The sequence below is a fragment of the Enterobacter sp. 50793107 genome (assembly GCF_001463365.1).
Lineage (GTDB): Bacteria > Pseudomonadota > Gammaproteobacteria > Enterobacterales > Enterobacteriaceae > Enterobacter > Enterobacter cloacae.
On sequence record NZ_LNII01000126.1, the window covers coordinates 1 to 23,623 of the forward strand.

Here is a 23,623-nt window from a genome sequence, read left to right on the forward strand (position 1 = left end):
CCTGTCCGTACGGTGCGCCGCAGTACAACGCCGCCAAAGGCCACATGACCAAGTGCGACGGCTGCCATGACCGCGTCGCAGAGGGCAAAAAGCCGATTTGCGTGGAGTCCTGTCCGCTGCGCGCGCTGGACTTCGGCCCGATTGACGAGCTGCGTAAAAAACACGGCCAGCTTGCGGCTGTCGCGCCACTGCCGTCCGCGCACTTCACCAAGCCGAGCATTGTGATTAAACCTAACGCCAACAGCCGCCCGACGGGAGATACCACCGGCTATCTGGCAAACCCGAAGGAGGTGTGAGATGGGAAGTGGATGGCATGAATGGCCGCTGATGATCTTCACGGTCTTTGGGCAGTGCGTGGCGGGTGGCTTTATTGTGCTCGCGCTGGCGTTACTGAAAGGCGATTTGAAAGCTGAACAGCAGCAGCGCGTGGTGCTGAGTATGTTTGGTCTGTGGGTGTTGATGGGGATCGGTTTTATTGCCTCTACGCTGCACCTCGGCTCGCCAATGCGCGCGTTCAACTCTCTCAATCGCGTGGGGGCATCCTCACTGAGTAACGAAATTGCCAGCGGGGCGATCTTCTTTGCCGTCGGTGGGCTGGGGTGGCTGCTGGCAGCCCTGAAAAAGCTTCCTGCGGGGCTGCGCAACGTGTGGCTGATCGTGACAATGGTGCTGGGCGTAGTCTTCGTGTGGATGATGGTGCGGGTTTATAACACCATCGATACCGTTCCCACCTGGTATAGCGTCTGGACGCCAATGAGTTTCTTCCTGACGATGTTTATCGGCGGGCCGCTGCTGGGCTACCTGCTGCTGCGCGTGGCGGGTGTGGACGGCTGGGCGATGCGTCTGCTCCCTGCCGTTTCGCTGTTGGCGCTGGTGGTAAGCACGATGGTTGCGCTGATGCAGGGCGCTGAGCTGGCAACCATTCACAGCTCCATTCAGCAGGCCTCAGCCCTGGTGCCAGAGTACGGTTCTCTGATGGCCTGGCGTGTGGTGTTGCTGGCTGTTGCGCTGGTGTGCTGGATTGCCCCTCAGCTTAAAGGTTATCAGCCCGCACTGCCGTTACTGTCAGTGGCCTTTGTGCTGGTGCTGGCAGGGGAGTTGATCGGTCGCGGTGTGTTTTACGGCCTGCATATGACGGTAGGCATGGCTATCGCCAGCTGATTTGATTTTTCGTTATAAAAAGCCGGGACATAGCGCCCGGCTTTTCTTTTTTCCATCATGAAATTTTTCGACTGATGTTTGGTATTAAAAATCCCCTGAAATAAATAAAAACAACCAGATAATTAATATCAGTAGCAGACTTTGCATTAGCAGGATGAGTTTTTTAAATCGACATGGCACATATCGTGCGTGACGCCTGAATCGGTGGATTGACTTTGTTTTTGCCAGTGGCATGATGCGCACGAAATCTGAACTTCCTCACGGTTTTTAATCCATGACCATCTATACCCGGCCAGTGCTCCTGTTGCTCTGTGGCCTGCTTTTGTTGACCCTGGCGATCGCAGTGTTGAATACGCTCGTCCCGCTATGGCTTGCCCATGAAAACTTACCAACCTGGCAGGTGGGTATGGTCAGCTCGTCCTTTTTCACGGGGAACCTGCTGGGCACTCTGATGACGGGGAGCCTGATTAAACGCGTTGGCTTTAACCGCAGCTATTATCTGGCCTCGCTGATTTTCGCTGCCGGCTGTGCCGGGCTGGGCCTGATGGTCGGCTTCTGGAGCTGGATGATCTGGCGCTTTATCGCTGGTGCAGGCTGCGCGATGATTTGGGTCGTGGTGGAAAGTGCGCTGATGTGCAGCGGTACCTCGCGCAACCGGGGACGTCTGCTGGCAGCGTATATGATGGTCTATTACGTGGGAACCGTGCTTGGGCAATTAATGGTCAGCAAACTGCCGACCGACCTGATGAGCGTTCTGCCGTGGGTAACGGGCATGGTCCTGGCGGCGATCCTGCCGCTGCTCTTTACACGCATTGTGAATCAGAACAGTGAGCATCAGGAAGCGACCCACGTCTGGCCGATGCTGAGACTGCGGCAGGCGCGTCTGGGCGTGAACGGCTGCATCATCTCCGGGATTGTTCTGGGGTCGCTTTATGGTCTGATGCCGCTCTACCTGAACCATCAGGGCGTCAGTGATTCCGGGATCGGCTTCTGGATGGCGGTAATGGTCAGCGCGGGCATCGTCGGACAGTGGCCGATTGGCCGTCTGGCAGACCGTTTTGGGCGTCTGCTGGTGTTGCGCGTTCAGGTCTTCGTGGTGATCATGGGTTGCCTTGCCATGCTCAGCAATGCCGCGATGGCGCCAGCGCTGTTTATTCTGGGGGCTGCAGGCTTCACACTTTATCCGGTCGCGATGGCCTGGGCCTGTGAAAAAGTTGAACATCACCAGCTGGTGGCGATGAACCAGGCGCTGTTATTAAGCTATACCATTGGCAGTTTGCTGGGGCCGACATTCACCGCGATGCTGATGCAGAATTATTCCGACAATTTGCTGTTTATCATGATTGCCAGCGTGTCGTTTATTTATCTCTTAATGCTGCTGCGCAAAGCGGGCGAACATCCCACGCCAGTGGCGCATGCCTGATGAATTAAAAGCCAGTCATTGACTGGCTTTTTTGTCCCCATCACATATAAGAATTTTACGCATTGTTTGTTTATCACGCCAGGCGATAATTCAGGTGAGTTCTAACACTAAAAGGCAGCAATCATGGCTACACGTCGTTTAACCACTACCGCACTGGCAGTAGTGTTGTCTTTAACGTTTGCTACAGCACCGGTCATGGCTAACCCTGGAAACGGGAATGGCGGTGGTGGTCACGGTAACAGTGGCGGACAAGGTAATGGCGGTAATCACGGCAACGGGAATTCCGGCAATCATGGCAACGGTAAGTCCGATACCCATGGCAATAAAAAAAGTGGTCAGGACAACCCGGGTAAATCGAATAAAAGCGTTAGCGATGATGTCGATGCCCGCGTGAGCTTCGATCATGCTCGTCATCTGGCATTGAACTATGGATTAACGGGGTATGAATCGCTGCCTCCGGGCATTGCTAAAAACCTCGCACGTGGTAAACCACTGCCTCCAGGTATTGCGAAGAAAACCGTGCCAGCCTCCATGCTGGGCCAGCTCCCTAACTATCCTGGCTATGAATGGCGCGTGGTCGGTGACGATCTGGTCCTGGTTGCGCTGAGTACTGCGATTGTGACTTCCATTATTAATGGTGTCTTTAAATAAAATACAAAAAGGCCCGGTTCTCACCGGGCCTCTTCTTTAATACATGACCTTGTGTCCGTATTGTTCCAGAATACCTTTCACGCGCTCCATCGTCTCTTTCTTCGGCGGCTTAACGCCATCAAGCTTATATTCTTCACCCATCGCCACCCATTTATGTTTACCCAGCTCATGGTAGGGCAGAAGCTCAATTTTCTCGACGTTGCCCATATCGCGGGTAAATTCGCCCAGGCGATGTGCGGAATCATCATCATCAGACCAGCCTGGAACGACGACATAGCGGATCCAGGTTTTGATGCCCTTGGCTGAAATATATTTGGCGAACTCCAGCGTACGGTGGTTGGATACGCCAACCAGGTTCTGGTGGATCTCATCATTCATCTGTTTGAGATCGAGCATGACCAGGTCGGTGACTTCAAGCAATTCATCGATGACCGGATCGTAGCGGCGCACAAACCCGTTCGTGTCGAGGCAGGTGTGTATGCCTTCTTTGTGGCAGGCGCGGAACCAGTCGCGCACAAATTCCGCCTGAAGAATGGCTTCACCACCGGATGCGGTGACGCCCCCGCCGGACGCGTTCATAAAGTGGCGGTAAGTCACCACCTCTTTCATCAGATCTTCAACGGTCACTTCTTTGCCGCCGTGCGTATCCCATGTGTCACGGTTGTGGCAGTACAGGCAGCGCATCAGGCAGCCCTGGAAAAAGGTGATAAAACGGATGCCCGGGCCATCAACAGTGCCACAGGATTCAAAGGAGTGAATGCGACCAATAATTGACATTGCGGTGATATCTCCGAATTTGGCCCATCCCGGGGCCTGTGTTGATGCACAGCTCAAAGGCTATGTCGAGTCTGTTTTGGCTGTTATCCATTCAGTATAGATAGCGGCCAAAAGAGACTGGGGTGGGGAAGAAAAAGGCCCCACTGACGTGGAGCCTTTATTGTACGCTTTTTAACGCGTGATTTCAGTCAATTCCAGTTACATGGACTGAGTGAAAGTACGGGTGATAACGTCCTGCTGCTGTTCTTTAGTCAGGGAGTTAAAGCGTACTGCGTAGCCAGATACACGGATGGTCAGCTGAGGATATTTCTCAGGGTGTTCCATCGCGTCGAGCAGCATTTCACGGTTCATGACGTTCACGTTCAGGTGCTGACCACCTTCGATGGACGCTTCGTGGTGGAAGTAACCATCCATCAGACCCGCGAGGTTGGTTTTACGCACTTCGTCGTCTTTACCCAGCGCGTTTGGCACGATAGAGAAGGTGTAAGAGATACCATCTTTCGCGTAAGCAAACGGCAGTTTTGCAACGGAAGTCAGAGAGGCAACCGCACCTTTCTGGTCACGACCGTGCATTGGGTTAGCACCTGGGCCAAATGGCGCGCCAGCACGACGACCGTCTGGGGTGTTACCGGTTTTCTTACCATACACAACGTTAGAGGTGATGGTCAGAACAGACTGAGTCGGGATAGCGTTACGGTAAGTGGTCAGTTTCTGAATTTTCTTCATGAAACGTTCAACCAGGTCAACCGCCATGTCATCAACGCGAGCGTCGTTGTTACCAAACTGCGGATATTCGCCTTCGATTTCGAAGTCGATAGCCAGACCGTCTTCGTCACGAATTGGTTTAACTTTCGCATATTTGATAGCAGACAGGGAGTCAGCAGCAACGGACAGACCTGCGATACCACACGCCATGGTACGGATAACGTCACGGTCATGCAGCGCCATCAGAGAGGCTTCGTAGCTGTACTTGTCGTGCATGTAGTGGATAACGTTCAGTGCAGTAACGTACTGTTTCGCCAGCCAGTCCATGAAGTGATCCATGCGATCCATGACTTCGTCATAGTTCAGCACATCGCCTTTGATTGGTTCAGACTTAGGACCAACCTGCATTTTCAGTTTTTCATCAACGCCGCCGTTGATAGCGTACAGCATGGTTTTCGCCAGGTTTGCACGCGCACCGAAGAACTGCATTTGTTTACCAACAACCATTGGGCTTACGCAGCATGCGATAGCGTAGTCGTCGTTGTTGAAGTCCGGACGCATCAGGTCATCGTTCTCATACTGTAGAGAAGAGGTGTCGATGGACACTTTAGCGGCGAATTTCTTGAAGTTCAGAGGCAGTTTTTCAGACCACAGAACAGTGATGTTTGGCTCCGGAGAAGGACCCATGGTGTACAGGGTGTTCAGGAAGCGGAAGCTGTTTTTGGTGACCAGAGTACGGCCATCTACGCCCATACCACCGATAGATTCGGTTGCCCAGATTGGGTCACCAGAGAACAGTTCATCATACTCTGGGGTACGCAGGAAGCGAACCATACGCAGTTTCATGACCAGGTGGTCAATCATTTCCTGAGCGTCTTGCTCGGTGATTTTACCTGCTTTCAGGTCACGTTCGATGTACGCGTCCAGGAAGGTGGATACACGACCGAAGGACATTGCTGCACCGTTCTGAGACTTAACTGCGGCCAGGTAGCCGAAGTAGGTCCACTGGATAGCTTCCTGAGCGTTAGTTGCAGGACCAGAGATATCGCAGCCATATTTAGCAGCCATCTCTTTGATCTGACCCAGCGCACGGTGCTGTTCAGCGATCTCTTCACGCAGACGGATAGTCGCTTCCAGGTTTACGCCGTTTTCCAGATCGGACTGCAGGGAAACGAACTGCGCGTATTTGTCTTTCATCAGGAAGTCGATACCGTACAGCGCAACGCGACGGTAGTCACCGATGATACGGCCACGGCCGTAGGCATCTGGCAGACCAGTCAGAACACCGGATTTACGGCAGTTCAGAATGTCTTTGGTGTAAACATCGAATACACCCTGGTTGTGGGTTTTACGGTATTCGGTGAAGATTTTTTTCAGCATTGGGTCCAGCTCGCGGTTGTACGCTTTGCAGGAACCTTCAACCATTTTGATACCACCGAACGGGATGATCGCACGTTTCAGTGGTGCTTCAGTCTGCAGACCAACGATTTTCTCAAGGGCTTTGTTGATGTAACCAGCATCGTGAGAAGTGATGGTGGAAGCAACGGAGGTGTCAAAATCAACTGGCGCGTGAGTGCGGTTTTCCAGTTTTACGCCTTCCATTACGCTGTCCCACAGCTTGGTGGTCGCTTCAGTTGCGCCAGCCAGGAAGGATTCGTCACCTTCATACGGGGTATAGTTTTTCTGAATGAAGTCACGTACGTTTACTTCATTCTGCCAGTCACCTTTTGCAAAACCTTCCCAGGCTGTGGCTAACTTTTCATTAAGCTCGGACATGTAACACCTACCTTCTTAAGTGGATTTTTTATTTACTGCCTGAGATAACCATCAATGATGATCGTCGCCACGCAGGTAAATGACCCAGTATGTCAACCCAACTAACAGACCCCCACCGATAATGTTCCCGATAGTGACAGGGATCAGGTTATCAGTAATGAAATTCATAATAGTCAGGTGAGAGAAACTTTCCGGGGTTGAACCAACTGCAGTCCAGAACTCCGGGCTCGCAAAGTTGCGGATTACAATACCCATTGGGATCATAAACATGTTCGCGATACTGTGCTCGAAGCCGCTGGCAACAAACATCGCAACCGGCAGAACCATAATCATGGCTTTGTCCATCAGGCTACGGCCGGAGTAACTCATCCATACCGCCAGACAGACCATCAGGTTCGCGAGGATGCCAAGTGCAACCGCTTCGATAAATGTGTGGTGCATTTTGTGGTCCGCGGTCTGCAGGACGTTCAGTCCCCAGCCACCGTTGGCGGTCATATACTCGCCAGAGAGCCACATCAACAAAACAAAGAGCAGACAGCCAATCAGGTTACCAACATAGACGTTAAGCCAGTTGCGCGCCAGTTGACCCCAGGTAATTCTTCCGCTGGCTTTTGCTACGACAATCAGCACCGTTGAGGTGAAGAGGTCGGCGCCGCAGATAACGCACAGAATCAGACCCAGTGAGAAGCAAATGCCGCCAATCAGTTTGGCCATGCCGTAAGGCATCGCGGCAGTACCGGTGGTGGCAGTGATGTAGAAGACGAACGCGATAGAGATGAACACACCAGCCGTGATCGCCAGATAGAACGTCTTCATCGGGTGTTTCGTTGCTTTATAGACACCTGCTTCTTCGGCCACTTTGGCCATCGCAGCAGGGAGTAAAAGATCAAAAGGGTTGTCAGCTTTCACACTAACTCTCTCTTTATTAAGTCGGCGACGAGATACTAACAAAGCATTATAGAAGAGAAATTGATATAGATCATATCTCGCCTGGCTTATAGGCCCGCAGTGTGTATGGTTTTACGACAAATGCGGTGTAAGTTTTTGATTATCCGTATAAAAATAAATTTTAAAAGTTATGAAAAGAGTTGAATTTTTTCGGTCGGCCACCTCTGAAACAGTTAATTAATATGGAGTATTTGCCATAAAAAGTAACAGTAAAGCCCAGGTAAATATTATTATATTTACCCATATTTAACTTTATTATTACATTCACCGTTCATTGCCGAAAAAAATAAAAAACGGGGCAATGAAATTGCCCCGTAATATAGCCCAGACGATTAAATACGCCTACTGCTGATAATGTTATATGCGCTTATTTTGACCAGTAAGCGGCTTTTGCTTTCTGCAGTTTTTCATAGGCCTTCAACAGCGACTGATGCGCAGGGAAGGCTTTCAGATCGCTGTCGACCGCCTGCAGTCCGTAGAATGGCGCTTCGCCGCTCAGGGCCGCGCTGGCGGCTTCTACCGCCTCGGCTCCGTACATGCGCACGAAGGCATTAAGGTACTGCAGTGGCTCACGATCCTCTTCCTGCGCAAGAAGCAGGAGGGTTTGCAGGCAGCGGTAGTAGTTGGTGCGCTCGGCAGAGAACACTGACTGGTTGAATTCCATGGTCCACTCGGTCCAGGCCAGGGCCTGATCCAGATCGCCGCCAGCCAGCGCCAGCATCGCTTTCAGCTCGCCGATGCGCAGGGTATACCAGCCGTTGTCTTTACCGGTAGCCAGACCCAGCAGTTCACGTACGCGCGTGAAGTCATCATGGCCTTCGTCGTCCAGCTGGGCGATCAGGTTCAGATAATCCTCTTTTTCCCACTCGCTGCCCGGCAGGGCCAGCAGCGTTTCACGCAGGTGCGCACCCATGCTGTTGTTTGCCAGCCACAGATCTTCAGCCGGATAGATATCGGACATGCCCGGCACCAGAATACGGCAGGCGTAAACACCCAGGTGTTCGTAGTCAGCAATGTAGACTTCTTTATCTTCCGCGTTGAAGATGGCCATCAGGGTAGCGAACTCTTCTTCGGTCGTACCGGCAAAGCTCCAGTCGACGAATGGATAGTCTGCGTCCTGCTTGAACATATCCCAGGAGATCAAACCGCTGGAGTCGATGAAGTGGGTTTCGAGGTTGGTATGCTCGGCCACTTCTTCGTCGTCAAAGGTTGGTGGAGTAAATACATCGAGATCTTTCAGGCTACGGCCCTGCAGCAACTCGGTGACGGTACGCTCCAGCGCCACGCCAAAGTCAGGATGCGCGCCGAAGGAGGCGAAGCAGGTGCCGTTCGTCGGGTTAAACAGCACAACGCAGATAACCGGGTATTTACCGCCCAGCGAGCCATCATACGCAAAGATAGGGAAGCCTTCTGCCTCCAGCTTAGCAATGGATTCCACCACGCCCGGATAGCGCGCCAGCACGTCGGCCGGAATTTCAGGCAGACTGATGGATTCAGCAATGATGCGGTTTTTAATGTGGCGCTCAAACACTTCTGACAGCCCCTGCACACGCGCTTCATTGCGGGTATTACCGGCGGACATGCCGTTAGAGACATACAGGTTACCGACAATGTTCATCGGGATGTACACGGTCTGTTCATCAGACTGACGGGTGAACGGCAGGGCGCAGATCCCACGCTCTTCATTACCCGACTGCAGATCGATCAGCATGCTGGCGGTCAGTTCATTTTCCGGATCGTAGAACGCACGCAGACGCGCATCCAGAATGCCTTCCGGCAGTTCATCGTCTTCGGTCAGCGGGAACCATTTTTCATTGGGATAGTGAACGAACGGGCCGTTAGCGATGGTTTCACCCAGCCAGAAATCGGCGAAGAAGTAGTTGGTCGACAGACGTTCAAAATACTCACCCAGCGCAGAAGCCAGCGCCGCTTTTTTCGTCGCGCCTTTACCGTTGGTAAAGCACAGTGCACAGTCTTTATCGCGAATATGCACGGACCAGACGTGAGGCACTGGATTAAGCCAGGAGGCTTCTTCGATATTAAAGCCCAGGTCGGTCAGTTTCTGCTGGAAGCGAGCGATGGAATCTTCCAGGGCGGCGTCTTTGCCGGGGATAAACGTTTGAGTCATGGCGTTCACTTTTATCGTACGTAAAGCGCGCAATGATACGGGTTTTGCGTGACGGGTGCTATCTCCGGCGAAAATAAAAGACTGGGCTATGCTTACTGTCAGTAACTGACTGTTAAGGCATAAAAAAATGAAAGCATTCGATCTGCAAAGGATGGCGTTTGATAAAGTCCCACCTGAATTTTTAGGCGAAGTGGCGCTGCGTAGTCTGTATACCTTCGTCCTGGTCTTCCTGTTTCTTAAAATCACCGGTCGGCGTGGCGTACGGCAGATGTCGCTGTTTGAGGTGCTGATCATTCTGACGCTGGGTTCAGCGGCGGGGGATGTCGCTTTTTACGATGATGTGCCAATGGTGCCGGTGTTTATTGTCTTCGTCACGCTGGCGCTGCTTTACCGGCTGGTCATGTGGCTGATGTCGAAAAGCGAAAAGCTGGAAGACATGCTTGAAGGGAAACCCGTCGTTATCGTTGAGAACGGACAGCTGGCCTGGGAAAATGTCCAAAGCGCCAATATGACCGAATTTGAGTTCTTTATGGAGCTGCGGCTGAACAGCGTGGAGCAGCTTGGGCAAGTGCGTCTGGCGATAATGGAAACGAATGGGCAAATCAGCGTGTATTACTATCCTGACGACGAGGTTAAGCCAGGGCTCTGTATTCTGCCGGATATGTTGATCGAGCGGTTTAAAACGGTACCGGAATCCGGCGAATATGCCTGTGTAAGATGTAGCCATGTCGTTGCCATGCACGTGGGCGATCATCAATTATGTCCCCGCTGTACAAATCCGGAATGGTCGAAGGTTAGCCGGGCCAAACGCCTTGTCTGACAGCCATTTTGTCGGTTTTGTGACAGCGAGGCGACAGATTGTATTGTGTGACGAAGGGCACATTTCACCGGTCATAAGTTTTAGACATTGCGGCGCGTGTCACTGAATGATAAAACCGATATCCACAGTTATAACTTATTGCTTTTAGCGTGGTGAGGGGAAATGGCTCAAGTCTTTAATTTCAGTTCAGGTCCGGCAATGTTACCGGCAGACGTGCTTAAACAGGCTCAACAGGAACTTTGTGACTGGAACGGTCTGGGTACGTCGGTGATGGAAATCAGCCACCGAGGTAAAGAGTTTATTCAGGTGGCGGAAGAGGCAGAAAAGGATTTTCGCGATCTGCTGAACATTCCCTCGAACTACAAAGTATTGTTCTGCCACGGTGGTGGACGCGGCCAGTTTGCTGGCGTACCGCTGAATATTCTGGGTGACAAAACCACGGCAGACTATGTAGACGCTGGCTACTGGGCTGCCAGCGCGGTGAAGGAGGCGCACAAGTATTGCACGCCAAACGTCATCGACGCCAAAGTGACCGTTGATGGCCTGCGTGCCGTTAAGCCAATGAGCGAGTGGCAGCTCTCTGACAACGCTGCGTATCTGCACTACTGCCCGAACGAAACCATTGACGGGATTGCCATCGACGAGACGCCGAACTTCGGTAAAGACGTGGTGGTTGCCGCTGACTTCTCCTCCACCATTCTCTCTGCGCCGATTGACGTCAGCCGCTACGGTGTCATCTATGCGGGTGCGCAGAAAAATATCGGCCCTGCAGGCCTGACTATCGTCATCGTACGTGACGATCTGCTGGGTAAAGCGCATAAATCCTGCCCGTCGATTCTTGATTACACTGTGCTGAACGATAACGACTCCATGTTCAACACCCCACCGACGTTTGCCTGGTATCTCTCCGGCCTGGTCTTTAAATGGCTGAAGCAAAACGGCGGCGTGGCGCAGATGGACAAGATCAATCAGCAGAAAGCTGAACTGCTGTACGGCGTCATTGATAAGAGTGATTTCTATCGTAACGATGTGGCGAAAGCCAACCGTTCCCGCATGAACGTGCCGTTCCAGCTGGCGGACAGCAACCTGGATAAAGTTTTCCTGGAAGAGTCCTTCGCCGCAGGTCTGCATGCGCTGAAAGGTCACCGTGTGGTAGGCGGCATGCGCGCCTCCATCTATAACGCCATGCCGCTGGAAGGCGTTAAAGCCCTGACCGATTTCATGATTGACTTCGAACGTCGCCACGGTTGATTACGCTGTTTTCACCCCCGTAGCCCTGCTGCAGGGTTTTTATTATGTTGAGTTGAGAGTTGAGTTTCATGGAATCCCTGACGTTACAACCTATCGCGCGGGTAGATGGCACCATCAATCTGCCTGGTTCAAAAAGTGTCTCGAACCGCGCTCTGCTGCTGGCAGCTCTGGCAAACGGCACCACCGTCCTCACGAACCTGCTGGACAGCGATGACGTGCGCCATATGCTCAATGCGCTGAAAGCGTTGGGAGTTCACTACACGCTGTCTGACGACCGTACCCGCTGTGAAGTGACGGGGAACGGCGGTGCGCTACGTTCAGCCGAGGAACTGGAGCTGTTTCTGGGTAACGCGGGAACCGCCATGCGCCCACTGGCGGCAGCTCTGTGCCTGGGCAGCAACAATATTGTTCTGACCGGCGAGCCGCGCATGAAAGAGCGTCCGATCGGTCATCTGGTGGATGCCCTTCGTCAGGGCGGTGCCCAGATTGACTATCTGGAGCAAGAAAATTACCCACCACTGCGCCTTCGCGGTGGCTTTACCGGCGGCAACGTCGAGGTGGACGGCAGCGTCTCCAGCCAGTTCCTGACGGCACTGCTGATGACTGCACCGCTGGCACCGCAGGATACGGTCATCACCATCAAGGGCGACCTGGTGTCTAAGCCGTACATTGATATCACCCTGCATCTGATGAAAACCTTCGGTGTGGAGGTGGAAAACCACGCGTATCAGCGCTTCGTGGTTCGCGGTGCGCAGCAGTATCAGTCTCCGGGTAACTATCTGGTTGAAGGTGACGCCTCATCTGCGTCTTACTTCCTGGCGGCAGGTGCTATTAAAGGCGGTACGGTGAAAGTGACCGGTATTGGCCGTAACAGCGTGCAGGGCGATATTCGTTTTGCTGATGTGCTGGAGAAAATGGGTGCGGTAGTGACCTGGGGGGAGGATTTCATCGCCTGTACACGTGGTGAACTCAACGCCATCGATATGGACATGAACCACATTCCTGACGCGGCAATGACCATTGCCACCGCTGCGCTCTTTGCAAAAGGCACCACGACGCTGCGTAACATCTACAACTGGCGCGTAAAAGAGACTGACCGTCTGTTCGCGATGGCCACCGAGTTGCGTAAAGTGGGTGCCGAAGTGGAAGAGGGCGAAGACTACATTCGCGTAACGCCTCCGGCAAAACTGCAGTTCGCGGAAATCGGAACTTACAACGATCACCGTATGGCGATGTGCTTCTCGCTGGTGGCGTTGTCCGATACACCTGTCACGATCCTCGATCCGAAATGTACGGCGAAAACCTTCCCGGACTATTTCGAACAGCTGGCCCGCATCAGTACATTAGCCTGATGACAAGATGCCGCATCACCCGATGCGGCATTTCCTTACGTTTTCTGACGTTTGTTCCCGCACATTTCTTCTACACTCTGCTTCATTAATTCCGTAATTTGCACGCAAAGGTAACAGTTGCGCACGTTGGCGCGTATAATGCGCGGCGTTCATGTTAACGGTATGCCTTTATTAAGGAGAAAAAGATGACGGCAGTTGCCCCGGTAATCACCATTGATGGGCCTAGTGGCGCAGGGAAAGGAACTCTGTGCAAGGCGATGGCGGAAGCATTGCAATGGCATCTTTTAGATTCGGGAGCTATCTATCGCGTGCTGGCGCTGGCAGCGCTGCATCACCATGTGGATGTTGCGTCTGAAGAGGCGCTGGTTCCGCTGGCTGCGCATCTGGATGTGCGTTTTGTCTCGACCGATGGCAACCTCGAAGTGATCCTGGAAGGGGAAGATGTGAGCGGCGAAATTCGTACTCAGGAGGTTGCTAACGCGGCCTCTCAGGTGGCGGCTTTCCCGCGCGTTCGTGAGGCCTTGTTACGCCGTCAGCGTGCTTTCCGTGAAGCACCCGGCCTGATCGCTGACGGGCGAGATATGGGGACGGTGGTATTCCCTGATGCGCCAGTGAAAATTTTCCTTGACGCCTCCTCGGAAGAACGGGCTCAACGCCGCATGCTTCAGTTGCAGGAGAAGGGGTTTAGTGTTAACTTTGATCGCCTTTTATCCGAGATAAAAGAGCGCGATGACCGCGACCGTAACCGCGCCGTCGCCCCACTTGTTCCTGCAGAAGATGCATTAGTTCTGGATTCCACCAGTTTAACTATTGAGCAAGTGATTGAAAAAGCGCTACAATATGCGCGCCAAAAACTGGCACTCGCGTAATTGCGACCGATTTAGCAGTACCCCCGCTGCAATGGATTGACGGCGGGTATGTGAAACAACCCCATCCGGCACGGAGCCAGGTGGACGTTAATATTAACCTGAAGATTAAACATGACTGAATCTTTTGCTCAACTGTTTGAAGAATCCTTAAAAGAAATCGAAACCCGTCCGGGTTCCATCGTTCGCGGTGTTGTTGTTGCTATCGACAAAGACGTAGTACTGGTTGACGCCGGTCTGAAATCTGAGTCCGCCATTCCGGCAGAGCAGTTCAAAAACGCCCAGGGCGAGCTGGAAATCCAGGTAGGTGACGAAGTTGACGTTGCTCTGGACGCAGTAGAAGACGGCTTCGGCGAAACCCTGCTGTCTCGTGAAAAAGCTAAACGTCACGAAGCATGGATCACGCTGGAGAAAGCTTACGAAGAAGCTGAAACTGTGGTCGGTGTTATCAACGGCAAAGTTAAAGGTGGCTTCACTGTTGAGCTGAATGGTATTCGTGCGTTCCTGCCAGGTTCTCTGGTAGACGTTCGTCCAGTCCGTGACACCCTGCACCTCGAAGGCAAAGAGCTTGAGTTCAAAGTAATCAAGCTGGACCAGAAGCGTAACAACGTTGTTGTTTCCCGTCGTGCCGTTATCGAATCCGAAAACAGCGCAGAACGCGATCAGCTGCTGGAAAACCTGCAGGAAGGCATGGAAGTCAAAGGTATCGTTAAGAACCTCACTGACTACGGCGCATTCGTTGACCTGGGCGGCGTTGATGGCCTGCTGCACATCACCGACATGGCGTGGAAACGCGTTAAGCACCCAAGCGAAATCGTGAACGTGGGCGACGAAATCACTGTTAAAGTGCTGAAGTTCGACCGCGAGCGTACTCGTGTATCCCTCGGCCTGAAACAGCTGGGCGAAGATCCATGGGTAGCTATCGCTAAGCGTTACCCAGAAGGTACCAAACTGACTGGCCGCGTGACCAACCTGACTGACTACGGCTGCTTCGTTGAAATCGAAGAAGGCGTTGAAGGTCTGGTACACGTTTCCGAAATGGACTGGACCAACAAAAACATCCACCCATCCAAAGTTGTTAACGTTGGTGACGTAGTGGAAGTTATGGTTCTGGATATCGACGAAGAACGTCGTCGTATCTCCCTGGGCCTGAAGCAGTGCAAAAACAACCCATGGCAGCAGTTCGCGGAAACCCACAACAAGGGCGACCGTGTTGAAGGTAAAATCAAGTCTATCACTGACTTCGGTATCTTCATCGGCCTGGACGGCGGCATCGACGGCCTGGTTCACCTGTCTGACATCTCCTGGAACGTTGCAGGCGAAGAAGCAGTTCGTGAATACAAAAAAGGCGACGAAATCGCAGCAGTTGTTCTGCAGGTTGACGCAGAGCGTGAGCGTATCTCTCTGGGCGTTAAACAGCTCGCAGAAGATCCGTTCAACAACTGGGTTGCACTGAACAAGAAAGGCGCAATCGTAAACGGTAAAGTGACTGCAGTTGACGCTAAAGGCGCAACCGTAGAACTGGCTGACGGCGTTGAAGGTTACCTGCGCGCTTCTGAAGCTTCACGTGACCGCGTTGAAGATGCCACTCTGGTTCTGAACGTTGGCGACGATGTTGAAGCTAAGTTCACCGGTGTTGACCGTAAGAACCGTGCAATCAGCCTGTCTGTTCGTGCGAAAGACGAAGCTGACGAGAAAGATGCAATCGCTACTGTTAACAAACAGGAAGATGCAAACTTCTCTAACAACGCAATGGCTGAAGCTTTCAAAGCAGCTAAAGGCGAGTAATATCAAGTCCTCAGCATCCTTTGAGCGGTAACGCATTTATCGCGCGAAGGATGAGGAGCAAACTTGACAGATTGCAGGATTCGTCCTGTAATCAATAACAAAGGGCGGCTACGGCCGCCCTTGTTTAATGAGCTGTTCAGCTAATTGGTTTGAAAGGAACCGGAGGAATCATGACCAAGTCAGAATTGATTGAAAGACTTGCCAGTCAGCAACCGCATATCCCAGCTAAAGCAGTGGAAGATGCCGTAAAAGAGATGCTGGAGCATATGGCCACCACTCTTGCCCAGGGCGAGCGCATTGAAATCCGCGGTTTCGGTAGTTTTTCTCTGCACTATCGTGCTCCACGTACCGGGCGTAACCCGAAGACTGGTGATAAAGTCGAGCTGGAAGGTAAGTACGTTCCACACTTTAAGCCGGGTAAAGAACTGCGCGATCGCGCCAATATTTACGGCAACTGAGTTTAGCCATCTGGTTAAACTGGGTTCAAAAGAAAGCACCTCCGGGTGCTTTTTTTGTACTTATCGTTTTTATTCTGAAGCTGTGCCGCAATCCCCGTGTCGTTTTCTGCAAACCGACAAAAACAGTGCAGCGTGCGCTGTAACCTGCATTTTATTCAACTGACGCCTCTCTCCCTCTTCTTACATACTGCCGCCCTGAAACAGGGAGGTCGTAATGGGAATTCCCACACTAAGTCTGTGCGCCATTCTGGCGATAGTGCCGCTACTCTGGTTACCAGAACTACCTGCACGGCATACTGTATGGACCATGGTTGCCGGTGGGTTGGTGCTGGGCTTACAGCGAAGCTTCAGTCTGAAGTGTATCGGTATGGGGTTGTTATTTTGCGCGTGGGGCATTCTGGCTGCGCAGGAAAGCGTCTGGCCGATGCAGCATTTAACCACCGGTGCAGTCAAGGCTGAGGTAGAGATCACCGCCACCGATGGCGCAACAGTCCATCAGGGGAAAATCGTTGCACTTAATGGCAAACGCTGGTGGGCATCGACGGGCATCGTGCTGTATGGCAATTACCTGCCGCAAAAGGCCTGCGCGGGTCAGCGCTGGGCCATGACGCTCAGGCTCAGGCCTGTACACGGTGAACTGAACGACGGGGGATATGATCCTCAACGAAATGCTTTTGCCCGGCATCAAACGTTAAGCGGACGTTTTACGCGGGCAGAAATTATTGATGAACGCTGCAGCTTGCGTGCCCGCTATCTGTCATCGCTGCACGACACGCTTTCAGCCTATCGTTGGGGAGCGGTGATCCTGGGGCTGGGGATGGGCGAGCGCCTGGATGTGCCCCGGGAAATAAAAACACTGATGCGTGAAACCGGCACGTCGCATCTGATGGCTATCTCGGGTTTGCACATCGCGCTGGCGGCTTCCATCGTCTGGTTGCTTGCCAGGGGTATTCAGTTTTTATTGCCGTGTCAGTGGATCCGCTGGCAGATGCCACTGCTTGCGGGACTGTTTTTTGCGGCCTTCTACGCATGGCTAACGGGTTTGCAGCCGCCAGCATTACGCACGGTCATCGCGCTTGCGGTGCTGGCCGCTCTGCGGATCGGCGCGCGTCAGTGGTCTGCATGGCAGGTCTGGTGTAGCTGTATTGCAGCGATACTCATCGTTGATCCGCTGGCGGTGCTTTCTCAAAGCCTGGCGTTGTCAGCGTTTGCTGTCGCGGCCTTGATTTTCTGGTATCAGTGGCTGCCACTCCCCAGCTGGCGCTGGACTCGCCGGGTGCGACCCCTGATAAATTTACTCTATCTGCAGGTTGGGATGTTGCTGCTGCTCCTGCCTTTGCAGGTGTTGATGTTCCATGGCTTCAGCGTCTCTTCGCTGGTGGCCAATCTCTTTGCCGTTCCGCTGGTGACCTTTATCTCGGTTCCGCTGATCCTGCTCGGTATGCTACTGCACCTGCTCCCGCTGGTCCCCCTGGAGACTGGCGTATGGTTTGCGGCAGATAAGTCCCTGGCCGGTTTGTTCTGGCTGCTGCAGCGTCTGCCTGATGGCTGGCAGGACGTCGATGAGCGCTGGCAGTACCTGACATTGCTGCCCTGGCTGGCCATTATCGGCTGGCGCTTTCGCTCCTGGAAAAGCATGCCGGCGGTGTGTCTGACAGGAACTGTCGTGCTGGCATCCCCATTCATGCAAACGGCGAAAACCGATAGCTGGACGTTGCATATGCTGGATGTGGGGCAGGGGCTATCAATGGTTATTGAGCGGCAGGGTAAAGCGCTTCTATACGACACCGGTCCCGGCTGGCCTGGGGGAGACAGTGCGCAGCAGTTGATCATTCCGTGGTTACGCTGGCATCACCTGCAACCAGATGGCGTTATTCTCAGTCACGAGCACCTGGACCATGCTGGTGGTCTGGCATCGCTGCAGGCGGCATGGCCAGACTTGTGGGTACGAAGCCCGCTGGGGTGGGCGCAGCATCTTCCCTGCTTTCGCGGGCAGCAGTGGAAATGGCAGGGGTTAACATTCACCGTCCACTGGCCACCGGCTGGATCCACTGCCCAGGGTAACAATCGCTCCTGCGTGGTTAAAATTGATGACGGTGAGCAGAGTGTTTTGCTGACAGGGGACATTGAAGCGCAAGCGGAACAGGCTATGCTTAGCCATTACTGGCGTTATCTGACGTCAACGGTGATACAGGTGCCGCACCATGGCAGTAATACCTCCTCATCGTTGCCGCTGGTACAACGGGTGGGAGGCGAAATCGCGCTGGATTCTGCGGCCCGTTACAATGCGTGGCGATTCCCGTCAGTGAAGGTGGTGAAGCGTTATCGAAAAGAGGGCTATGTCTGGCACGATACCCCTCATTCGGGCCAAATATCGGTGACGTTTTCGCAACATGCCTGGCAAATCCGACGGTTGCGGGAGCAATATTTACCGCGTTGGTATCATCAGTGGTTTGGCGCGCCCGTCGATAACGGGTAGAATATGCGGCTATTTCAACAGATGCTGGTTTTTTGAATGCATAACGACAAAGATCTCTCCACGTGGCAAACCTTCCGCCGACTCTGGCCGATGATTGCACCTTTTAAAGCAGGTTTAATCGTGGCGGGTATAGCGTTAGTTCTCAACGCAGCCAGCGATACTTTTATGTTATCGCTCCTCAAACCGTTACTGGATGACGGTTTTGGTAAAACGGATCGCTCAGTGTTGCTATGGATGCCTCTGGTGGTGATCGGACTGATGATCTTACGCGGTATCACCAGCTATATTTCCAGTTATTGCATCTCCTGGGTGTCAGGAAAAGTGGTCATGACAATGCGCCGTCGGCTGTTCAGCCACATGATGGGCATGCCGGTGGCCTTCTTTGACAAACAATCGACAGGTACGTTGTTGTCACGTATCACCTATGACTCAGAACAGGTGGCATCCTCTTCCTCCAGCGCACTGATTACCGTTGTGCGTGAAGGTGCGTCAATTATCGGTCTGTTCGTGATGATGTTCTATTACAGCTGGCAGCTGTCGCTGATCCTCATCGTGCTGGCTCCGGTTGTTTCTGTCGCGATCCGCGTCGTCTCAAAGCGTTTTCGCAATATCAGTAAGAATATGCAGAATACGATGGGGCAGGTGACCACCAGCGCTGAACAGATGCTGAAAGGACATAAAGAGGTGTTGATTTTCGGCGGGCAGGAGGTCGAAACAAAACGCTTCGATAAAGTCAGCAACAAAATGCGTCTGCAGGGGATGAAAATGGTCTCGGCCTCTTCAATCTCTGATCCCATTATTCAGCTGATTGCCTCTCTGGCTCTGGCATTCGTCCTGTATGCGGCAAGCTTCCCGAGCGTAATGGAAACGCTGACGGCGGGAACCATCACCGTTGTGTTCTCTTCCATGATTGCGCTGATGCGTCCGCTGAAGTCGCTGACCAACGTTAACGCCCAGTTCCAGCGCGGGATGGCAGCATGCCAGACGCTGTTCAGCATCCTGGATTCTGAGCAAGAGAAAGACGAAGGTACTCGCGTCATTGAGCGCGCAAAGGGCGATGTCGAATTCCGCAACGTGACCTTCACTTACCCTGGCCGTGAAGTTCCAGCATTACGTAACATCAACCTGACCATTCCGGCAGGCAAAACCGTTGCGCTGGTCGGCCGTTCCGGTTCGGGTAAATCGACGATTGCCAGCCTGATTACCCGTTTCTACGACATCGATCAGGGTGAAATTCTGTTAGACGGTCACGACCTGCGGGAATACACCCTGCAGTCGCTGCGTAACCAGGTTGCGCTGGTGTCTCAGAACGTGCATCTGTTCAACGATACTGTTGCGAACAATATTGCCTATGCGCGCACTGAAGAGTACAGCCGCGAGCAGATTGAAGAAGCCGCTCGCATGGCCTATGCCATGGACTTTATTAACAAGATGGACAACGGCCTGGATACCATCATCGGTGAGAATGGAGTTCTGCTCTCCGGTGGTCAACGCCAGCGTATCGCCATCGCCCGTGCACTGCTGCGTAACAGCCCTATTCTGATCCTTGACGAAGCAACCTCTGCTTTGGATACAGAATCTGAACGTGCAATTCAGTCTGCGCTGGATGAACTGCAAAAGAACCGTACATCACTGGTGATTGCACACCGCCTGTCAACGATTGAACAGGCTGACGAAATCGTTGTTGTGGAGGATGGGATCATTGTAGAACGCGGTAGCCATACCGATTTACTGGCACAGCGTGGTGTTTACGCTCAGCTCCATAAGATGCAGTTCGGCGAATGATTGCCCGCATCTGGTCCGGTGAGTCCCCGCTGTGGCTGCTGCTTCTGCCGCTCTCCTGCCTGTATGGTTTGGTGAGCGGCATTATCCGTCTGCTTTACCGTCTGGGGCTAAAGCGGGCGTGGCGTGCGCCAGTGCCGGTTGTCGTGGTGGGCAACCTCACGGCAGGGGGGAACGGTAAAACCCCTGTGGTCATCTGGCTGGTTGAGCAACTGCAAAAGCGCGGTATCCGCCCCGGCGTGGTGTCGCGAGGTTACGGCGGAAAAGCGGCGCACTATCCACTGCTCCTGACGCCGGACACGACGACCGCCGAGGCGGGGGATGAGCCGGTATTGATTTATCAGCGCACTGGCGCGCCTGTCGCAGTCTCTCCGGTGCGTAGTGATGCTGTTCAGGCGTTGCTTGCCGAACACGACGTGCAAATAATTATTACCGATGACGGTCTGCAGCATTACGCGCTGGCGCGTGATAAAGAGATTGTGGTCATTGATGGCGTCCGCCGTTTTGGCAACGGCTGGTGGCTGCCTGCAGGCCCCATGCGTGAACGCGCTTCGCGCCTGAAGTCCGTGGATGCGGTGATTGTCAACGGCGGTGTGGCACAGCCGGGGGAGATCCCGATGCAACTCCAGCCAGGCATGGCAATTAACCTGTTGACCGGTGAACGACAGGCCGTTTCCCGGCTACCCGCGCTGGTCGCGATGGCAGGTATTGGTCATCCTCCGCGTTTCTTCGCAACGCTGGAACAGTGTGGTGCCCGCCTTGATAAACGTGTTCCGCTGGCCGATCACCAGGCGCTGGTGGCGGAGCAGGTAGACGCGTTGACAACATCCGGTCAGACATTAATCATGACCGAAAAAGATGCGGTGAAATGCCGCGCTTTTGCGAAAGAAAACTGGTGGTATCTGCCGGTTGACGCTGAACTCAGCGGCGAGCAGCCGGAACACTTGCTCCAGGAACTGATTGCGTTGGTGCATTAAGAGCTTACGCGGTTCTGGTGGCGCTTTGACTGACAGGAAAACGCATGTCTTTACCGCAACTCTCGCTTTCAGCCGCACGTAACTTGCACCTTGCTGCGCAAGGACTTCTTAAAAAGTCCCGTCGCCGCGCGCAGCCTGCCGATATCCTCACTACCGTGCAACGCATGTCGTTGTTGCAAATCGACACCATCAACATTGTGGCTCGTAGCCCCTACCTGGTGCTGTTCAGCCGGCTGGGCAATTATCCGCCTCAGTGGCTCGATGATGCGCTCAGCAAGGGAGAGCTGATGGAATACTGGGCACATGAAGCCTGTTTCCTGCCCCGCAGCGATTTTGCCCTGGTTCGCCATCGTATGCTTGCCCCGGAAAAAATGGGCTGGAAATACCGGCAGGCGTGGATGCACGAGCATGCGGCTGAAATTGAGCAGCTCATTGCCCATATCGCGGAAAAGGGGCCAGTACGTTCCGCGGATTTTGAACATCCACGAAAAGGGGCAAGCGGCTGGTGGGAATGGAAACCGCACAAGCGTCATCTCGAAGGGTTGTTTACATCAGGCAAGGTGATGGTAGTCGAGCGGCGTAATTTTCAACGGGTGTACGACCTGACGCAGCGGGTGATGCCTCACTGGGACGACGAGCGCGACCTGCTCACACAGGAGGCAGCCGAAGCCATCATGCTTGAAAACAGCGCCCGCAGTCTGGGTATTTTCCGTCCGCAATGGCTGGCCGATTATTACCGTCTCCGACAGCCCACGCTGAAACCGTTGCTGGATAATTGGCAGCGCGAGCAGCGGGTTATCCCGGTCTCTGTAGAGAGGTTGGGCGAAATGTGGCTGCATGCGGATTTACTCCCGCTGCTGCCACAAGCTGAAGCAGGTAAACTTCAGGCAACCCATAGCGCGGTGCTGTCACCTTTTGATCCGGTGGTCTGGGACAGAAAACGGGCCGAGCAGCTGTTTGATTTCAGCTACCGGCTGGAGTGCTACACTCCCGCGCCAAAGCGCCAGTACGGTTACTTTGTTTTGCCCCTGCTGCACAAAGGTCAACTGGTAGGGCGCATGGATGCCAAAATGCACCGTAAAACCGGCACGCTAGAGGTCATTGCGCTGTATCTGGAAGAGGGCGTCAGGATAACCGCGACCCTGGAAAAAGGGTTAACATCCGCCATCAATGATTTCGCCTGCTGGCAGAAGGCCTGCGAAGTGACGCTGGGCCGCGTGCCTGACGGGCTTTTTACATCCTGTCGAAGTGGCTGGGAAACAGGCACGCCCTGAAAAGGGAATGTGATAAGCTTTAGCGATTACCCATACGGAGGAACTATGGATCACCGTTTACTTGAAATTATTGCCTGCCCGGTGTGCAACGGCAAACTCTACTATAGCCAGGACAAACAAGAGCTGATTTGCAAACCGGACAGCCTGGCTTTCCCGCTGCGTGACGGTATTCCGGTACTGCTGGAAAACGAAGCCCGTTCCCTGGTGGCTGAAGAGAGCAAACCATGAGCTTTGTCGTCATTATTCCTGCCCGTTACGCCTCAACGCGTCTGCCGGGTAAGCCGCTGGTAGATATCAACGGCAAGCCAATGATTGTGCATGTCCTTGAACGCGCCCGTGAGTCCGGCGCTGACCGTATTATCGTGGCCACCGATCATCCTGATGTTGCGCGTGCGGTTGAAGCCGCAGGCGGGGAAGTGTGCATGACCCGCGCCGATCACCAGTCTGGTACTGAACGTCTGGCTGAAGTGGTTGAGAAATGCGCATTCAGCGACGATACGGTAATCGTTAACGTGCAGGGCGACGAACCGATGATCCCGGCGGCGATTATTCGTCAGGTGGCGGAAAACCTGGCGCAGCGTCAGGTTGGCATGGCAACTCTCGCGGTACCTATCCACCACGCGGAAGAAGCGTTCAACCCGAACGCGGTGAAGGTTGTGACGGATGCGGAGGGCTATGCGCTTTATTTCTCCCGTGCCACCATCCCGTGGGATCGCGATCGCTTTGCGGTGTCCAAAGAGACCATTGGCGATACCTTCCTGCGCCATATTGGCATCTACGGCTATCGCGCGGGCTTTATTCGCCGCTATGTAACCTGGACACCGAGTCCGCTGGAGCATATTGAAATGCTGGAACAGCTTCGTGTGCTCTGGTATGGCGAAAAGATCCACGTTGCCGTCGCCGAAGAGGTGCCTGGTACAGGCGTAGACACCCCAGAAGATCTTGAGCGCGTTCGCGCTGAATTGCGTTAATCCTTGCGGCATCCCTCTTTTGGGAGGGATGCACTC

General features: G+C 53.5%; 20 protein-coding genes. 16 read left to right on the plus strand and 4 right to left on the minus strand.

Features of this window, described 5'->3' with window-relative positions:
* The 4 genes from APU11_RS16460 to APU11_RS16475 all read left to right on the plus strand — a co-directional run.
* Positions 1 to 296 (plus strand): 4Fe-4S dicluster domain-containing protein (locus tag APU11_RS16460; RefSeq protein WP_342669403.1); only part of this gene is annotated, 296 nt, incomplete at its 5' end.
* A 1-nt stretch (position 297) separates the two neighbouring features.
* Positions 298 to 1,161, plus strand: a complete 864-nt coding sequence (locus tag APU11_RS16465) for a dimethyl sulfoxide reductase anchor subunit family protein (RefSeq protein WP_058651188.1) — start codon at positions 298 to 300, stop codon at positions 1,159 to 1,161.
* A 274-nt stretch (positions 1,162 to 1,435) separates the two neighbouring features.
* Complete coding sequence (locus APU11_RS16470; protein ID WP_038981312.1) at positions 1,436 to 2,584, plus strand: MFS transporter; 1,149 nt, start codon at positions 1,436 to 1,438, stop codon at positions 2,582 to 2,584.
* Positions 2,585 to 2,707: 123 nt separating this feature from the next.
* Positions 2,708 to 3,235: an anti-virulence regulator CigR family protein gene (locus APU11_RS16475; RefSeq protein WP_058651189.1), complete on the plus strand. Its 528-nt coding sequence runs from the start codon at positions 2,708 to 2,710 to the stop codon at positions 3,233 to 3,235.
* Positions 3,236 to 3,271: 36 nt separating this feature from the next.
* On the opposite strand, the gene pflA is transcribed toward APU11_RS16475, so the two are convergent.
* The 4 genes from pflA to ycaO all read right to left on the minus strand — a co-directional run bounded on the left by pflA (position 3,272) and on the right by ycaO (position 9,569).
* Positions 3,272 to 4,012 (minus strand): pyruvate formate lyase 1-activating protein, encoded by a 741-nt coding sequence (pflA, locus tag APU11_RS16480; protein WP_014831281.1) that lies wholly within the window; start codon positions 4,010 to 4,012, stop codon positions 3,272 to 3,274.
* Between the two features lie 198 nt (positions 4,013 to 4,210).
* A complete protein-coding gene (gene pflB, locus APU11_RS16485; RefSeq protein WP_013097311.1) occupies positions 4,211 to 6,493 on the minus strand; it encodes a formate C-acetyltransferase in 2,283 nt (760 codons plus the stop codon).
* Positions 6,494 to 6,544: 51 nt separating this feature from the next.
* Complete coding sequence (focA, locus tag APU11_RS28115) at positions 6,545 to 7,402, minus strand: formate transporter FocA (RefSeq protein ID WP_013097310.1); 858 nt, start codon at positions 7,400 to 7,402, stop codon at positions 6,545 to 6,547.
* Between the two features lie 406 nt (positions 7,403 to 7,808).
* Positions 7,809 to 9,569, minus strand: coding sequence for a 30S ribosomal protein S12 methylthiotransferase accessory factor YcaO (gene ycaO / locus APU11_RS16495; protein WP_038981416.1), 1,761 nt, complete (start codon positions 9,567 to 9,569; stop codon positions 7,809 to 7,811).
* 127 nt (positions 9,570 to 9,696) lie between these two features.
* On the opposite strand from ycaO, the gene APU11_RS16500 reads away from it, so the two are divergent.
* The 12 genes from APU11_RS16500 (at position 9,697) to kdsB (ending at position 23,587) form a co-directional block, all read left to right on the plus strand.
* Positions 9,697 to 10,389, plus strand: a complete 693-nt coding sequence (locus tag APU11_RS16500) for a DUF421 domain-containing protein (protein WP_013097308.1) — start codon at positions 9,697 to 9,699, stop codon at positions 10,387 to 10,389.
* Between the two features lie 162 nt (positions 10,390 to 10,551).
* Entirely contained in the window at positions 10,552 to 11,640 is a 1,089-nt protein-coding gene (gene serC / locus APU11_RS16505; protein WP_028028021.1) for a 3-phosphoserine/phosphohydroxythreonine transaminase, read from the plus strand.
* A 68-nt stretch (positions 11,641 to 11,708) separates the two neighbouring features.
* The gene (gene aroA / locus APU11_RS16510) at positions 11,709 to 12,992 is read left to right on the plus strand and encodes a 3-phosphoshikimate 1-carboxyvinyltransferase (RefSeq protein WP_029882988.1); all 1,284 of its coding nucleotides are present in this window, start codon (positions 11,709 to 11,711) and stop codon (positions 12,990 to 12,992) included.
* A gap of 185 nt (positions 12,993 to 13,177) precedes the next feature.
* On the plus strand, positions 13,178 to 13,861 hold the full coding sequence (cmk, locus tag APU11_RS16515; protein ID WP_013097305.1) for a (d)CMP kinase: 684 nt from the start codon (positions 13,178 to 13,180) through the stop codon (positions 13,859 to 13,861).
* A 111-nt stretch (positions 13,862 to 13,972) separates the two neighbouring features.
* The gene (rpsA, locus tag APU11_RS16520; RefSeq protein WP_008499966.1) at positions 13,973 to 15,646 is read left to right on the plus strand and encodes a 30S ribosomal protein S1; all 1,674 of its coding nucleotides are present in this window, start codon (positions 13,973 to 13,975) and stop codon (positions 15,644 to 15,646) included.
* Positions 15,647 to 15,816: 170 nt separating this feature from the next.
* Positions 15,817 to 16,104: an integration host factor subunit beta gene (ihfB, locus tag APU11_RS16525; protein ID WP_003858233.1), complete on the plus strand. Its 288-nt coding sequence runs from the start codon at positions 15,817 to 15,819 to the stop codon at positions 16,102 to 16,104.
* A gap of 214 nt (positions 16,105 to 16,318) precedes the next feature.
* Positions 16,319 to 18,583, plus strand: a complete 2,265-nt coding sequence (locus tag APU11_RS16530; RefSeq protein WP_058651190.1) for a ComEC family protein — start codon at positions 16,319 to 16,321, stop codon at positions 18,581 to 18,583.
* A gap of 36 nt (positions 18,584 to 18,619) precedes the next feature.
* A complete protein-coding gene (gene msbA / locus APU11_RS16535; protein WP_058651191.1) occupies positions 18,620 to 20,368 on the plus strand; it encodes a lipid A ABC transporter ATP-binding protein/permease MsbA in 1,749 nt (582 codons plus the stop codon).
* Positions 20,365 to 21,342: a tetraacyldisaccharide 4'-kinase gene (gene lpxK, locus APU11_RS16540; protein WP_058651192.1), complete on the plus strand. Its 978-nt coding sequence runs from the start codon at positions 20,365 to 20,367 to the stop codon at positions 21,340 to 21,342. Before msbA ends, lpxK begins: the two co-directional genes overlap by 4 nt.
* Before the next feature lie 44 nt (positions 21,343 to 21,386).
* Positions 21,387 to 22,616, plus strand: a complete 1,230-nt coding sequence (locus APU11_RS16545; protein WP_058651193.1) for a winged helix-turn-helix domain-containing protein — start codon at positions 21,387 to 21,389, stop codon at positions 22,614 to 22,616.
* A gap of 45 nt (positions 22,617 to 22,661) precedes the next feature.
* Positions 22,662 to 22,844 carry a protein YcaR gene (ycaR, locus tag APU11_RS16550; protein WP_013097300.1) on the plus strand — a complete coding sequence of 61 codons (183 nt, stop codon included), beginning with the start codon at positions 22,662 to 22,664 and terminating at the stop codon, positions 22,842 to 22,844.
* Positions 22,841 to 23,587, plus strand: a complete 747-nt coding sequence (gene kdsB, locus APU11_RS16555; protein ID WP_013097299.1) for a 3-deoxy-manno-octulosonate cytidylyltransferase — start codon at positions 22,841 to 22,843, stop codon at positions 23,585 to 23,587. The genes ycaR and kdsB overlap by 4 nt, the downstream gene beginning before the upstream one ends.
* Positions 23,588 to 23,623 lie beyond the last annotated feature (36 nt).